This window comes from Streptomyces silaceus (genome assembly GCF_001419745.1).
GTDB lineage: Bacteria > Actinomycetota > Actinomycetes > Streptomycetales > Streptomycetaceae > Streptomyces > Streptomyces silaceus.
In genome coordinates, this window is record NZ_LIRJ01000381.1 from 1 (window position 1) to 14,936 (window position 14,936).

Consider the following 14,936-nt stretch of genomic DNA (forward strand, 5'->3'; position numbering starts at 1 on the left):
GGCAGGGGGTCTGGGGCAGGCAGCCCGGGAGCAGGGACCCCGGGACCAGCGGGCCCAGGACCACCGGGCCCAGGACGAGCAGGCCTGGACCGAAGGCTCCGGGGCTAGAGCCCCGCGGAGTTCCTGCGGCGTTCGGCGAGCAGGGCGTCGACGGAGAAGACGGACGCACCGGCGAGCACCAGCGGAAGCCAGGCCATCAGATACGCCAGGTCGTTGCCGTAGTAGTAGGGCTCGGTGGACCAGCTGACCGTCAGCCAGAGGCTGAGGGAGATCAGTGCGCCGCCCAGCGCGGCGACCCGGGCGAACAGGCCGAGCAGGGTGCCGATGCCGACGGCCAGTTCACCGAGGGCGATGGCGTAGCCGAAGGCGACGGGGTTCTTCAGGGAGAGGTCGACGAGAGAGGGGATCGCGGAGATGTCGCGGACGCCCTCCATCGTGGCGCCGATCGAGCCGGTGCCGCTCGCCTGCATGAAGGTGCTGTCGGTGAGCTTGTCCAGGCCGGCGTAGATGAAAGTGACGCCGAGGAAGATGCGCAGGGGGATCAGGGCATAGCGGGTGGCGGACTCCCGCCAGTCGTCGTGCCTGACGTAGCTGGTGTGGCTGTCCGTTCGCATGTGCGCCATGACCCTCCGCCGCCTCTCCCACGTCTGCCCGACACGTCCGTGTCTGCCCGACACATCCGTCACGTCCGTCCGACCGGCTCGTCATCTGACGATACGTACGAAGCGGGGCCGCTGCTCAGTGGCGAGCGGCGGTTTGCACGAGATCAGTCCGGAAGCTTCAGGGGGAGGCTCGGTTGTCGATGGGCCAGTCGGTGGTGGTGATGGTTCGGCGTCTGGTGGCGATGGTGGGACGCGTCGTGGGGATGGCTCAGTCGGTGACGTCGATCGTGACGCGGTTCGTCTCGACGCCCGCCGCGGTGATCACCTGCACCTCGACGCGGCCGGGCTCGACGTCGACGGGGACGGGCACGGTCAGGGTCGCGTCGGTCGGGTTGGTGAATCCGCCCGGCACGGGCACGAGCGGCACATGGACGTGGACGGCGCCGATGCGGACGACCATGCGGGCGAGGCGGTCCGCCTCGCCCGCGCCGGGCGGGACGAAGCCCGCGCCGCGGATCTCGATGTCGTCACCCGTCCGAATGGGGGCATCCAGATCGCCGGCCTCCCGGGCGCGGACGACGGAGAGGACCACGGGACGGCCGCCTTCGGAGTACTTCCCCGCCAGATACGTCGCGGCCGACACCAGCACGAGCAGGGCCAGGCCCCACGGCAGATCGGGCAGCTGCTCGGGCCGCCGCGCCAGCCGCACCGCGGCGAAGATCACGGCGACGCCGCTGACCAGGACGTACTGGGCGTCGGTGAAGCTGCCGCGGCCCGCGTCGTCGGTGAGCGGGTCGGCGGCCCGGGGCCGGTCGGCGCGCACCTTCTGCAGGCGCTGGCCGAGCACCCGCAGGCCGACGACCCTGCGCACCAGGACGGCGACGGCGCACACCACGGCGAGGACGGTGACCGTTCCGGCGGCGCGGGCGAGTTCGAGACCGGCGATCAGTTCGTCGCGCTCCCCGTGGCCCGACGCGGCGGCCAGCTCGCCCGCGAGGACGAGCACCGCGAAGACGACGAGGAGCACCCAGCAGGCGGCCACGGCGCGCGAGGTGGAGAGGCGGTTGTCCTCGCCGATGATCGGTGCGAGCACCCCGCCGCGCGCCCGGTGGGCGTACGCGGCGCCGGTCAGCAGGCCGCCGACCACCAGGGCCGCGAGGAGGCCGGCTGTGCGCGCGGCCGTCCAGCCGGTGCCGATCGCGGTGAGCGCCTGGACCAGGAGCAGGACTCCGAAGGCGCCCCAGACGACACCGAGCGTGCGCGTCCACAGCCGGCGCAGCCAGGCCTCGCCCTCGGCCCTGCCGCGCTCGGCGACGTCGCGCGCGGACTGCGTCAGCTCGTCCGAGACCCACTGCCGCGACGCGCTCGCCGAGTGCGCGACGGCCGCGGGCAACCCCTGCCCGGCGGCGAACTCGTCCCGCTTGGCGAGGAACGCGGCCACGGCGCGCCGGTGCCCCTCGCGCGCCCCGTGCGGACAGCCGCCGCACGTGCAACCGCCCCCGTGCGCGCCCTGGCCCGCCTCCTGCACCGCCACCGCGTACGCCGCCTTCCCCACCCTCGAAGCCTCTGGGGCCCCTTGCGAACTTCCTTGCAGAGAAGGGGAATTGTGCCGCACTGACGGGCGAGTGCGTTCCGCGGGTCAGGTCAGCGGGGGTGAACTGACCACGCGCGCGTTGACGGGCAGGTCGCGGGCGTCCACCGGCGTCTCAGGCCAGCAGGTCCGGTTCGCTGCGGCTGATGTCCTGCCACAGGGACTGGTAGTTGATCCACGCGACCAGGTCGCTGCCGAGCTGCTCGCGGGTCTGCACCGCCTGCTTGTGGCCGATCAGCACGGGACGGCCCGCGGCCCGCGCGCTCAGCTGGACCTGGCAGGAGCGTTCCATGGAGAGGAACCACCAGGCGGCGGCGTCGACGGAGTCCCCGACGGTGAGCAGGCCGTGGTTGCGCAGGATGACAGCCTTGTGGTCGCCGAGCGCGGCGGCGATCCTGCGGCCCTCCTCGGCGTCCACGACGACGCCCGTGTAGCCGTCGTACAGCGCGTGGCTCTCGTAGAAGGCGCAGGCCTCCTGGGTGATGGGGTCCAGGAGTTCGCCGAGGGTGGAGAGCGCGCGGCCGTGCAGCGAGTGGCAGTGCGCGACGGCGACGACGTCGGGGCGCGCGAGATGCGCCTGGGCGTGGACGGTGAACGCGGCCTGGTTGACGTGGTGGCGGCCCTCGACGACCTGCCCGTCGGCGTTGGCGAGGACGAGGTCGCCGACGGTGATGTGCTTGAAGGGCATGCCGAAGGGGTTCACCCAGAAGCAGTCGGTGTACTCCGGGTCGCGGGCGGTGATGTGCCCGGAGACCCCGTCCTCGTACCCGAGCCTGCCGAAGATCCGCAGGGCGCCGGCGAGCCGTTCCTTGCGGTGGCGCCGTTCGTCCGCCACGGAGTCGTGCACGGGCGGCATCGCGAACTGCAACCGCTCGACGGGTATCGGTGTGGGCGCCTGCATGAGTCCTCCATCCCTCGCTGTACGGGGCGGAAGTTACCGGCGGGAAGCAGAGGAGGACAGAGGCACGGCACGATCAACGGTGCGGGCAAAGACGACAGGAGGTGTCCGATATCGACGCCACACTCGGCGTATGTCGTCCAACTGGCAAGACTTCGCTGCCGCAGAGCCCCGACTGGCCGAGACCGTCGAGAAGCGCTTCGGGGCTTTCACCCACCACGTCCTCGCGACGCTCCGCAAGGACGGGTCGCCCCGCACCACCGGGCTCGAGGTCCGCATTCTGCACGGGGAGCTGTGGCTCGGCATGATGCCGAACTCGCTCAAGGCGCTCGACCTGCGCCGCGATCCGCGGTTCGCGCTGCAGGCGAATCCCGGTTCGGGCACCGGGATGGCGGGCGGCGACGTACGGATCTCGGGGCGGGCGGTCGAGGTGCGCGATCCGGAGACCGTCGCGCGGTACACGGACGCGGTGAACCCGCCGGACCCGGACGCGTTCCATCTCTTCCGCACGGAGCTGACGGAGGTGGTGCGGACGTACATCGAGGACGAGAAGTACCTGGCGGTGCAGCTGTGGAAGCCGGGTGCGCCGGTGCGCACGACGCGGCGTACGTAACGGCGCAGGACACGGTGTGCGTGACGGCGCAGGGCACGGCGTACGTGACGGCACAAGACACGGCGTACGTGAGGGGGCACGGCCCTGCGCACGTGAGCGCGTACGGGAAAACGCCGGTGCCGCCTCTCCTTGGCGGAGTGGCGGCACCGGCGCTCAGCGAGGCTGGGGGAAGACCCTGGGGGTCACTCCCACTCGATGGTCCCCGGCGGCTTCGAGGTCACGTCGAGGACGACGCGGTTCACGTCGGCGACCTCGTTCGTGATGCGGGTCGAGATCTTCGCGAGGACCTCGTACGGCATGCGGGTCCAGTCGGCCGTCATGGCGTCCTCGGAGGAGACGGGACGCAGGACGATCGGGTGGCCGTAGGTGCGGCCGTCGCCCTGGACGCCGACGCTGCGGACGTCCGCGAGCAGGACGACGGGGCACTGCCAGATGTCCCGGTCGAGACCGGCGGCCGTCAGCTCCTCGCGGGCGATGGCGTCGGCCTCGCGCAGCAGGTCGAGACGGTCCTTGGTGACCTCGCCGACGATGCGGATGCCGAGGCCGGGGCCCGGGAAGGGCTGGCGCTGGACGATCTCGTCCGGCAGGCCGAGCTCGGCGCCGACCATCCGGACCTCGTCCTTGAACAGCTTGCGCAGCGGCTCGATGAGCTTGAACTCGAGGTCCTCGGGGAGGCCGCCCACGTTGTGGTGGGACTTGATGTTCGCGGTGCCGGTGCCGCCACCGGACTCGACCACGTCGGGGTAGAGCGTGCCCTGGACAAGGAATTCGACCGGCTGGTCACCGGGGGCCTCGGCGACGATCTCCGCCTGGGCCTGCTCGAAGACGCGGATGAACTCGCGCCCGATGATCTTCCGCTTCTCCTCGGGGTCGCTGACCCCGGCCAGCGCGTTCAGGAAGCGCTCGGAGGCGTCGACGACCTTCAGCTGCACGCCGGTCGCGGCGACGAAGTCCTTCTCGACCTGCTCGGTCTCGCCCTTGCGCATCAGGCCGTGGTCGACGTACACGCAGGTCAGCTGCGAGCCGATGGCCTTCTGGACGAGGGCGGCGGCGACGGCGGAGTCCACGCCGCCGGACAGGCCGCAGATCGCGCGCTTGGTGCCGACCTGCTCGCGGATCGCGGCGACCTGCTCGTCGATGACGTTGCCGGTCGTCCAGTTCGGCTTGAGGCCGGCGCCGCGGTAGAGGAAGTGCTCCAGGACCTGCTGGCCGTGCGTGGAGTGCATCACCTCGGGGTGGTACTGCACGGCGTACAGCTTCTTCTCGTCGTTCTCGAAGGCGGCGACGGGCACGACGTCCGTGGACGCGGTGACCGCGAAGCCCTCGGGCGCCGCGCTGCACGCGTCGCCGTGCGACATCCAGACCGACTGCTCGGCCGGGGTGCCCTCGAAGAGGGTGGAGCCGGGCTTGGAGACGGTGAGGGGGGTGCGGCCGTACTCGCGCGCGCCGTTGTCGTCGACGGTGCCGCCGAGGGAGACGGCCATCAGCTGGAAGCCGTAGCACATGCCGAAGACGGGGACGCCGGCCTCGAAGAGCTCACGGTCGACGGTGGGCGCGTTCTCCGCGTACACCGACGAGGGGCCGCCGGACAGGATGATCGCCGCGGGCTTCTTGGCGAGCATCTCGGAGACCGGCATCGTGCTCGGCACGATCTCGCTGTAGACCCGGGCCTCACGGACACGACGGGCGATGAGCTGGGCGTACTGCGCTCCGAAGTCGACGACCAGAACGGTGTCGGGAGCGGCGGCAGCGGGGGGCGCTGATGGCACGGCGGCGGCCTTCCGGCGTTGAGCGTGAGCGGTGCGTGGGAGCAGAGGCTCGTGCGTGAGCAGGGGGTCTGTTTTGTCGATTCTAACGGGCCTGGCCGGGCCTCCCTCGTCGTATCCGACGGACCCCTCGCCGGGGAGGACGGGCAGGACCGGCGCCTGGACAGGCCGTCTCAGCATCCGAGCCGCCGAGGACCCCGGATTGACCCGGCACGTGCGCGTAGGGGCATACTGAGCCCGTGACCAAGCACCTCGGCTTCCTCTTTACCTATGGCAACCGGCCCACCGGCTGCCATGGTCGAGCTGCTTGATCCACTGACAAGCGACTTACCGGGCGCCCCGGGCCGACAAGGCCCGGGGCGCTCTGTCGTTCGCGGGTCCTGCCGCTCCGGGGCACCCCTTCCGACAAGGAGTCCCGATGACCACCACCGCCACCGCCGCAGCCGCTGTCGCCGCCGCGACCATCCCCGCCGCGGCCTCCTCCGCGACCGCCGCCGAGAAGACCGGCGCGCACACGCCCGAGGCCGTCGGCGTGATCGAGAACGCACGTGAGCGGATCGACACGCTCGACGACCGGATCATCGGTCTGATCCAAGAACGGATGGCCGTCTCGGCCGTCATCCAGGAGGCCCGCATCACGTCCGGCGGCCGTCGCGTGAACCTCTCGCGCGAGATGGAGGTCCTCGGCCACTACAGGGACGCGCTCGGCAAGCCCGGCACGACGCTCGCGATGACGCTCCTGGAGCTGTGCCGGGGCCGGGTCTGACCCCGCGCCGCCCCGCCAGGTCTGACACCACCGCCCGGCCGGGTCCGGCCCCGCCGCCCCGCCGGGTCCGGCTCCGCCACCAGGGCGCGGGTACCTGCGGACCTGAGTTCGGATCGGTTCTCACCCGTACGGCGCGTGACCGGTTCCGGCCGGGCTTCGTTGGTCCCGGTGTCCGTGTCAGCCAGGGGCGGGCCCGCAAGAACCACGCGTGGCTCCGCTGGAGCGATGAGGCGTACGGATCGTCGTACGCCGTGGGACCTCGCTCCAGTGATGTGACCGGACGGCAGGGGACAGCAGCCCGGTCACCCAAGAGAACGGTCGGCTTCGGGGACGCCCGGAGCCGGCCGGCCTCCGTCCCCGAATCACCGGCCCTTTCCCCTATAGATGTGGTCGAAACGGTTGCGCCGCCAACAACGCATCGAGCACGATGCGCAAGAGGGGCGGGCTCCAAGTCCCCTCGCCCACAGCTGCATTGCCAATGGTCGATACCACGCGAGCACCCCTTGTGCGCCGGGTCGGCCACCGGCACCTCGAACCAGCGGCGCACTCCCCCCGGCGCCGCCCCGAGGCACCGACGCTGCCCTGACGTCGGTGCTGACAGCCAAGGGCCCCGCGGATCCGTCCCGCGGGGCCCTTCGCTCGCCGTGCGGCCGTCCTTACGGCTTCTCCTACTTCCCGGCCTTCCCGGCCTTCCCGGCCTTCTCGGTCTTCTCGGTCTTCTCGACCTGCGCGTCGACGATCTTCGTCGGCACGCCGAACTTCTTCGGTTCGAGGAGGTTGATCGAGTAGAAGGCCGCGAGCGTCGTGCCGGTGCGGACGACGGTGAAGCTCATCGGGGTCTTCTGGCCCTCGATGAGCCCGACCACCTTGTACGAGACGGCCTCGTCGCCCGCCTTCGGGGCGGGCAGCGCGGCGACGTCGCGGTACTTGGAGCCCGCGTGCTCGTACGCGGTGCACTTCTTCGTGGCCGTGCGCAGATCGCCCATGACCTTCTTCGCGTCGTCCTCCTCGTGCGCGAGCAGCGCGAGCGAGACGACCGTGGCGTCCAGGGCGTCGGGGCCGGTCAGGGTCCGGCCGACCCGGGCCTTCGCCGCCGGCTGACTGGCGAACATGAACATGTCGGCGAACGGCTGGCACGCGGCCGGGTCCGCGGGGTAGGTCTCCGACGGCATGTCCGCCGCGGACATCTTCTCGACCTTGTAGCCCTTGAGGTCGCCCTTGGCGAGCACCGCCTTCTCCAGGTCGGCGACGGTCGGCACGGACGGCTTCTTCGCGGTCGGCTTCGACCCCCCGTCCTCCTGCGCGGACTTGGCGGGATCCGACGCCTTCTTGCCGTCGTCGTCGCCGCTGCCGCCGCACGCTGCGGTCAGGCCCAGCGCGACCGTGACGGACGCGGCCACGACGGCCCGAGACACAGTTGACTTCACGTTTCCTACCTTCACGTTCCCACGGCGCGGGCGAAGGGCCCGCGCCGTGGCGACATGAAAGCGGCAGACTCACGCTCCCCACCAGCCTTTTGCGTAACGATCAGAAACCGCCGAAAAGGTTGTACGCAACGCGTGTGAGTTGAACGTCAGAGCTTCGCGAGCCGAGCGCCGGACCGTGGCGGGCCGGGCGTCAGAGCTTCGCGAGCTGGGCGTCGACGATCGCCGGGGCCACCTTCGGGTCCTGGTCCGCCGTCGGCGTCCCGATGCCCTCCATGCCGTCCTTCGCGGCCTCCTTGTCGCGCTGGACGCCTTCGGGGTCGTAGAGGTTCGAGGCGGTGAAGACCGCGAGCGTGCCGCCGGTGCGGACGACCGTGACGGTCTCGCGCCTCGTGTACGCGCCCTTGCGGTGGGCCATTTGGTACGAGACCGCCTCGTCACCGGCGCCGGACCTGCCCGGCTCGCCCTGCTCTCCCCGCTCGCCCTTCTTGCCCGACCCGCCCTGCTTGTCCGGCGTGGGCAGTGGCTTGATCCCGACGTATCGGAGGTCGCCCACGTGGAAGTCGGCGCACTTCTTCGCCGTCGACGCGGCGCGCAGGTCGGCCATGATCCGCTCGGCGTCCTTCTCGGCGAAGGCGGAGAGGCGGACCTCGGTCGTGGTGAGGTCCTTGTCGTTCCTGGGGGTCAGGACGCGGTCGGCGCCGGCCTTCGCCCGCGTCTTCGCCGTGGCGCCGCCGCCCGGCACGGACACGAGCGGGCCGCACTGCGCGGGGGACGCCGCGCCGGTCGCCCCGGGACCGGCATCCGCCCCGGCCTCCGACTCGTCCGGCGTCTCGACCTCGTACCCCTTCACGTCACCGGAGGCGAGGGCCGCCTTCGCCAGCCGGCCGGCCGCGCCACCCTGCGCACCCGCACCCGAGCCCGAGCTCGCCCCCGGCTTCGCCGGCTTCTTCCCGTCGTCGCCGCCACTGCTGCACGCGGCGCTCGCCCCGAGGGCGGCCACGACGGAGACGGCCACCACGACCCGTGACACTGCTGACTTCACGTTCACTTCCCCCGCTCACTTGCGTCTCGCACCGTGCGGAGTCACCCGCACCCCTGGTACGACGGGAAGTGATCCATTCCGGTTCCCTCGCGGGACCCGGCCGCCCCGCTCGTCCCGGACCGGGGACTCACCAGCCCCAGATCCAGAACCGGAACGGGCTGAGCAGCGCGATGGCCAGGGCCATCCCGCCGATCACGATCACCACGCTCCACACCCGGCGCCTGCGCTCGGAGCGCTCGCTGCGGCGCGGGCCCGTCGGCGCCGCCCGCCAGTCGTCCGGGCGCCACCGCGCGGGCTCGTCGTCCCGCTTGCGCCGCCTGCGACGGAACCGCCCCTCCTCCTCGGCCTGCCGGCGCGCGGCCTCCTCGTCGAGGCGCCGCAACCTTTCGGCCACCATGCGGGCCCGCGCCGAGGGCTCCTTCGGTGCCGACGCACGGATGTCCCGCTCGCTGTCGTTCTCGAACCGCTCCCACACCTCGTCGGGTATGGCCACGCTGTCCCTCCCCCTCACGACGTCCCACGTCCTCTTGGCCCGTGAGCGGGGGAAGTTCTACGGCACCCCGTCACGCCAGGGCAAGCCATGTGAGTCACGCCACATAAGGATTCTGTGAAATCGAGGACAACCATTCACAGGGATCGCAGGTCATGCATGCAGTAACAACGGCCACACCCGCGTCCCCACGCCGCGGAGGCCTCCACCTCCGCGCTGCCGACCGGGCAGTGCGCCGGACTTCCCGAGGTCTTCATGAAGCTTCGCCGTGCCGTGGCTGCCGCGGCCGCTACGGCTGCCATCGCCCCGATCGCACTGCTGTCGGCCCCGGCCGCCTTCGCGACCGAGGACACCACCCCGACTCCGAGCGTGACGGCCACCGAGACGCCCGAGCCGACCGAGACGCCGACCGAGAAGCCCACGGAGAAGCCGACCGAGAAGCCGACGGAGGAGCCCACCGAGACGGAGGAGCCCACCGAGGAGCCCACGGAGACCGAGGAGCCCACGGAGGAGCCGACCGAGACGGAGGAGCCCACCGAGGAGCCCACCGAGACCGAGGAGCCCACCGAGGAGCCCACGGAGCCGGAGGAGTGCCCGGTCGACGACGAGGACGGCGTGGACGTCGACTCGGTGCTCGAGGTCGACCTCAAGGGTCTGCCCGGCAAGATCGTCGCTGGCAGCGGCTGGCACCCGTTCACGCTGACCGCCGCCAACCCCACCGACGAGGCGCTCGGTGCGGTCAACTGGGTCGCGGCCGTGGACAACGACAACTTCAGCGACGAGAGCAAGTGGCTGAGCGACTACACGAGCCTGCAGTTCTACAACGCTGAGACCAAGGGCTGGGAGTCGATCGACGGCGACCTGAACGGCGGCCTCGCCTTCGGTGTCACCGAGCTCGGCGCCCACGACAAGGTCGACATCAAGCTGCGCGTCAACATCAACGCCAAGGCCCCGGCGGGTCCGGGCTACGCCGTGGGCGTCGGCAGCTACCTCGACGCCGACTCCGAGTGCACGCGCACCTCGTTCGCGTACTACCCGCTGACGATCCTCAAGGCGGGCAGCGACAACGACAACCCGGGCACGGCCAAGCCGGAGACGGGCAAGAAGCTGCCGTCGGGCATCAAGCAGCCGCAGGGCGGTGCCAAGGAGTTCCAGCCCACCGGCAGTCTCGCCGAGACCGGCTCCAGCTCGATGCTGCCGACCGTCGGCCTCGTCGGTGCCGCCGCCGTCGTCGCCGGTGCGGGCGCGGTCTTCGTCGTCCGTCGCCGCAAGGCCGACGCCGCCGCGTAACGCGGAACCGCGCCGCGTGACGCGGCGCACGCCGCACGACAGCGGCACCTGAACACACGGAAGGACCTGCGCTCGGAGGGGGGCGCAGGTCCTTACGTGTGTCCGGGACGGGACGCGTGTCCGGGACGCGTGTCCGGAAGGCGTGTCCGGGACTCGTGTCCGGGCTACTTCTTGGGCGGCACCGTCGGCATCCCCAGGAACGGCAGCCGCAGCGCGCCGAACGCGTCCGCCGGGACCGCGGGCGTCTTCGGTTCGACCGCCGCGAGCCGCACGTAGTCCGCGCCCTGCGCCGGCCGCGGGTCCTCGCCGCCCTTGTTGGGCCAGAACGACATCGCGCGCTCGGCCTGCGCGGTGATCGTCAGGGACGGGTTCACCCCGAGGTTCGCGGTGACCGCGGCGCCGTCGACGACCGAGATGCCCGGGTGGCCGTAGAGCCGGTGGTAGGGGTCGATGACGCCGGTGTCCGCCGAGTCGCCGATGGGGCAGCCGCCGAGGAAGTGCGCGGTCAGCGGGGTGCCCATCAGCTCGCCGATGTTGGAGCCCGCGAAGCCGTTGATCTCCTGGGAGAGGATCGTCGCCGCGCGCGTGGCCTCGGGGATCTGGTTCGGGTTGGGCGCGCCGTGCCCCTGGCGTGCGGTCAGCAGGCCCTTCCCGATGCCCTTCTCCTTGCGGTACGTGGTCAGGGAGTTGTCGAGCGACTGCATGACCAGGCCGATGATGGTCCGCTCCGACCAGCGCCGGTTGGAGAGCGAGCGGACGGCGAGCAGCGGGTGCTTCGCCATGTTGACCAGCCAGCCGGCGACCCGGTCCTTGCCTCCCTTCACGCTGTACGGGACCTGGAGCAGCGTCATGCCGCCCATCGCGTTGGACTTCTTGCCGTAACGGACGGGCTCGATGTGGGTGTTCTCGTCCGGGTGGATCGACGAGGTGATCGCGACGCCCTTGGTGAAGTCGGCCTTCGGGGCGCCGTGCCGCTTGCGGTAGCGGCGGTCGGTGGTCTGGGCGCCCACCAGGGCCTCGGAGTTGGTGCGGGTCAGCGAGCCGAGTCGCGGGGAGATGCGCGGCAGCAGGCCGTTGTCCTTCATGCGGTGCAGGAGGGTCTGGGTGCCGTAGGTGCCGGCGGCGACGACGACCTTGCGGGCCTTGAACGTGCGGCCCCGGCCCTTGCGCTTGTCGTCGGTGGGCAGCGTGGACACGGCGTACCCGCCCCGCGAGTCCTCGGTGACGGCGACGACGGAGGTCATCGGGTGGACGACCGCGCCCGCCTTCTCCGCGAGGTAGAGGTAGTTCTCGTTGAGGGTGTTCTTCGCGCCGTGCCGGCAGCCGGTCATGCACTCGCCGCACTCGGTGCAGGCCCGGCGCGAGGGGCCCGCGCCGCCGAAGTAGGGGTCGGGGACCTCCCCGCCGGGCCGGGTGGTCGACGTGCCGTCCGCGTCGTCCTTGTCGCCGAAGAAGACACCGACGGGCGCCATGTGGAAGGTGTCGCCGACGCCCATCTCCTCGGCGGCGGCCTTGAGGTGGACGTCCGAGGGCGTGGTCGTGGGGTTGAGCCGCACGCCGAGCATGCGCTTGGCCTGCTCGTAGTAGGGGTGCAGCTCGTCCTGCCAGTCCGTGATGTCCTTCCACTGCGGGTCGTTGAAGAACGGCGCGGGCGGTACGTAGAGCGTGTTGGCGTAGTTCAGCGAGCCGCCGCCGACGCCCGCGCCGGCCAGGACCATGACGTTGCCGAGCAGGTGGATGCGCTGGATGCCGAAGAGTCCGAGGGCCGGGGCCCAGAGGTAGTTCTTCAGGTCCCAGGAGTTCTTGGGCAGGGTGGCGCGGGTGAAGCGGCGGCCCGCCTCCAGGACGCCGACGCGGTAGCCCTTCTCCGTCAGGCGCAGCGCGGAGACGGCGCCGCCGAAGCCGCTGCCTACGACGATGACGTCGTAGTCGTACGCAGCGTCGTCGCCCACCTGGTCCTGGGCAGAGCTCTCCTGTGACATTGACTCTCCTCGTTGAGAACTAACGCACTAGCGCAGGCGGAACGCCTTCATGACCTTCAGGCTGGCGCTCATGAACGCCGCGTACTTCTCGTCGTCCAGGCCGAAGGACGGTGCGAGCGGCATGATGCGCTGGGTGGCGACGGTCTGGGCCTCGGTGTACTTGAGGATGCCCTCGGAGCCGTGGCGGCGGCCGAGGCCGGACTCCTTCATGCCGCCCATCGGGGACTGGACGCTGCCGTAGGCGGGCGCGTAGCCCTCGTTGACGTTGACCGTGCCGGTGCGCAGGCGGGCGGCGACCTTGCGGCCGCGGGCGCCGTCCTTCGTCCAGACCGAGGAGTTCAGGCCGTACGAGGTCGCGTTGGCGAGCTCGACCGCCTCGTTCTCGTCGGTGAAGCGGTAGATGGAGACGACGGGTCCGAAGGTCTCCTCGCCGCAGACCGACATGGGAGCCTCGACGCCGTCCAGGATGGTCGGCTCGTAGAAGAAGGGTCCGATGTCGGGGCGCGCGACGCCGCCCGCGACGAGCGTGGCGCCCTTGGCGACGGCCTCGTCGACGTGCCGGGTCACGGTCTCCAGCTGGCGCTCGCCGACGAGGGAGCCCATGTCGGCGCCGTACGCCAGGGACTTGCCGAGCCGCATGGCCTTCGTGCGCTCGGCGAAGCGCGCCACGAACGCGTCGGCGATCGACTCGTGGACGTACAACCGCTCGATGGAGATGCACAGTTGGCCGGCGGAGGAGAAGCAGGCGCGGACGGCGCCCGCGGCGGCCTTCTCGACGTCGGCGTCGTGCAGCACCAGCATGGCGTTCTTGCCGCCGAGTTCGAGGGAGACGCCGACCAGGCGGGCGGCGGCGCCCTGGGCGACCTCGCGGCCGGTACGGGTGGAGCCGGTGAAGGAGACGTAGTCGGCGTGCTTGACGAGCTCGGGGCCGACGACCGGGCCCTCGCCGAGGACGACCTGGAAGACCTCGGCCGGCAGGCCCGCCTCGATGATCAGGTCCCGGGCCCACAGGGCGGTGAGGCAGGTCTCCGTGTCGGGCTTCATCACGAGGGCGTTGCCCGCGACGAGGGCGGGCAGCGCGTCGCCGATGGACAGCTCGAAGGGGTAGTTCCAGGGCGCTATCTGCCCGACGACGCCGCGCGGCTGGCGGTTCTCGACGACCTTGGTGAGGGTCGGGACGACGCCGGTATGCCGCTTGGGGCTCAGGTAGGAGGGGGCCTTGCGGCCGTAGTGCCGGGCGGCGACCGCGACGGCCTGGATCTCCTCGTGCGCGTGGAGGCGGGCCTTGCCGGTCTCCAGCTGGATCAGGTCGAGGACCTCGGCCTGGCGCTGGAGCACCAGGTCGTGGAAGCGCAGCAGGACGGCGGCGCGCTGCTTGACGGGGGTCCTGGCCCAGGCGATCTGGGCGGTGCGGGCCCGCTCGAACGCGGTGGCCACGTCCTCGGGGGTTGACTCGGGCAGGTCGGCCAGCTTCTCGCCGGTGAGCGGCGTGTGGTTGACCGTACGTCCCGAGCCGACGACGTCACGGGTGAGCTGGGCGATCAGCTCGGGCGTGACCACGTCGGCGGCGGTGCGCGCGCCTTCGGGGGCCGGGGCGGTCGGGTTCGTTCCGAGGGGCGCTGCGGTGGCCTGCGAGTCCGTCATGCTCGTGAGAGTAGGCCCACGCCAGGCTTTTGGGTACCCATCGGTAACGGGCCTTCACCGCTCACTCACACGACGCCAGTGATTGCTGGCGACAAAGCCGCTGATCAGGGCGTTGTCCGGGGTGCGCGGGTCGCCGTCAGGACATTTCCCGGGAGTTGACCATCAAGAGCCGATCATGTCCTCGCCGACCTTGAGGCGCTCGCGCGCGCCCTTGAAAAGCGCGGTTCCCTCCTTCTCCTCCGGCGTGCCCTTGGGCATGTCCACGCGCAGCTCGTAGTACTCCTGGTCATCGGTGATGATCATGAGCTGCATGCAGCGGGTCGCGGTGCCGTCGTCGTACGTCGTGTCGGCGATGACCGCGTCGTAGCCGTGGAAGGACGTCTGCGTGTAGTTGGTGCGCGCGCCGTTGTCGTTGTCGTGCCAGATCGACGCCTCCTGCTTGGCCCACGTCATGGCGGGCGTCGACACCGTGTCCTCCTTGGTGAGCCGGACCTGGAGCAGGCTGCTCTCGGACGGGCTGTAGACCACCAGACGGGACGAGGTGCGCGCGTGGTCGGCGTCGCTGTCCTCGCGCGCGAACACCTTGTACGTGGTGGGCACGGACATCTCCGCGCCGAGCCGGCGCTCGGGGCGCTTCTTCCAGGTGAGCTGCTTCTTGGTCGGCTCCACCATGTCCGGCGGCGCGGCCTCGCCCACCTCGGCCTCCGAGTACGGCGTTCCCTCGTCGCCCTTGTCGCCCATCGAGACGCCCAGCCAGACCCCGCCCCCGACGAGGAGGGCACCGGCGAGCGCGGCGGCGATCAGGGCGGGGGTACGGCGGGGTGC

The 14,936-nt window shown here is 71.2% G+C and carries 12 protein-coding genes and 1 pseudogene; 3 read left to right on the top strand and 10 right to left on the bottom strand.

The window, feature by feature from the left end:
- Positions 1-104 precede the first annotated feature (104 nt).
- From AOK22_RS30580 to AOK22_RS30590, 3 genes are all read right to left on the bottom strand, one after another.
- Positions 105-623, bottom strand: a complete 519-nt coding sequence (locus tag AOK22_RS30580) for a DoxX family protein (protein WP_055701968.1) — start codon at positions 621-623, stop codon at positions 105-107.
- A 247-nt stretch (positions 624-870) separates the two neighbouring features.
- Positions 871-2,136 (bottom strand): hypothetical protein, encoded by a 1,266-nt coding sequence (locus AOK22_RS30585; protein WP_055701979.1) that lies wholly within the window; start codon positions 2,134-2,136, stop codon positions 871-873.
- A gap of 172 nt (positions 2,137-2,308) precedes the next feature.
- Complete coding sequence (locus tag AOK22_RS30590; RefSeq protein WP_055701969.1) at positions 2,309-3,094, bottom strand: class II aldolase/adducin family protein; 786 nt, start codon at positions 3,092-3,094, stop codon at positions 2,309-2,311.
- A gap of 130 nt (positions 3,095-3,224) precedes the next feature.
- On the opposite strand from AOK22_RS30590, the gene AOK22_RS30595 reads away from it, so the two are divergent.
- Positions 3,225-3,704 carry a pyridoxamine 5'-phosphate oxidase family protein gene (locus AOK22_RS30595; protein ID WP_055701970.1) on the top strand — a complete coding sequence of 160 codons (480 nt, stop codon included), beginning with the start codon at positions 3,225-3,227 and terminating at the stop codon, positions 3,702-3,704.
- Between the two features lie 182 nt (positions 3,705-3,886).
- Here the strand turns inward: AOK22_RS30595 and guaA are convergent, their stop codons facing one another.
- On the bottom strand, positions 3,887-5,473 hold the full coding sequence (gene guaA, locus AOK22_RS30600; RefSeq protein ID WP_055701971.1) for a glutamine-hydrolyzing GMP synthase: 1,587 nt from the start codon (positions 5,471-5,473) through the stop codon (positions 3,887-3,889).
- Positions 5,474-5,888: 415 nt separating this feature from the next.
- Between guaA and AOK22_RS30605 the strand changes: the two genes are divergently transcribed.
- Complete coding sequence (locus AOK22_RS30605) at positions 5,889-6,236, top strand: chorismate mutase (protein ID WP_055701972.1); 348 nt, start codon at positions 5,889-5,891, stop codon at positions 6,234-6,236.
- 668 nt (positions 6,237-6,904) lie between these two features.
- On the opposite strand, the gene AOK22_RS30610 is transcribed toward AOK22_RS30605, so the two are convergent.
- From AOK22_RS30610 to AOK22_RS30620, 3 genes are all read right to left on the bottom strand, one after another.
- Positions 6,905-7,663, bottom strand: a complete 759-nt coding sequence (locus tag AOK22_RS30610) for a hypothetical protein (protein WP_244165173.1) — start codon at positions 7,661-7,663, stop codon at positions 6,905-6,907.
- A gap of 190 nt (positions 7,664-7,853) precedes the next feature.
- Positions 7,854-8,705 (bottom strand): hypothetical protein, encoded by an 852-nt coding sequence (locus AOK22_RS30615; protein ID WP_141753866.1) that lies wholly within the window; start codon positions 8,703-8,705, stop codon positions 7,854-7,856.
- Positions 8,706-8,832: 127 nt separating this feature from the next.
- Positions 8,833-9,198: a hypothetical protein gene (locus AOK22_RS30620; RefSeq protein WP_193433276.1), complete on the bottom strand. Its 366-nt coding sequence runs from the start codon at positions 9,196-9,198 to the stop codon at positions 8,833-8,835.
- A gap of 252 nt (positions 9,199-9,450) precedes the next feature.
- On the opposite strand from AOK22_RS30620, the gene AOK22_RS30625 reads away from it, so the two are divergent.
- Positions 9,451-10,485: an LAETG motif-containing sortase-dependent surface protein gene (locus tag AOK22_RS30625; protein ID WP_063795368.1), complete on the top strand. Its 1,035-nt coding sequence runs from the start codon at positions 9,451-9,453 to the stop codon at positions 10,483-10,485.
- Between the two features lie 164 nt (positions 10,486-10,649).
- Here AOK22_RS30625 and AOK22_RS30630 read toward each other — a convergent pair whose 3' ends face one another.
- From AOK22_RS30630 to AOK22_RS30640, 3 genes and pseudogenes are all read right to left on the bottom strand, one after another.
- Positions 10,650-12,467 carry a GMC oxidoreductase gene (locus AOK22_RS30630; RefSeq protein WP_055701977.1) on the bottom strand — a complete coding sequence of 606 codons (1,818 nt, stop codon included), beginning with the start codon at positions 12,465-12,467 and terminating at the stop codon, positions 10,650-10,652.
- A gap of 27 nt (positions 12,468-12,494) precedes the next feature.
- Positions 12,495-14,111: a succinic semialdehyde dehydrogenase gene (locus tag AOK22_RS30635; RefSeq protein WP_055701978.1), complete on the bottom strand. Its 1,617-nt coding sequence runs from the start codon at positions 14,109-14,111 to the stop codon at positions 12,495-12,497.
- Positions 14,112-14,273: 162 nt separating this feature from the next.
- Positions 14,274-14,936, bottom strand: a pseudogene (locus AOK22_RS30640) (serine/threonine protein kinase); the annotation flags it as partial.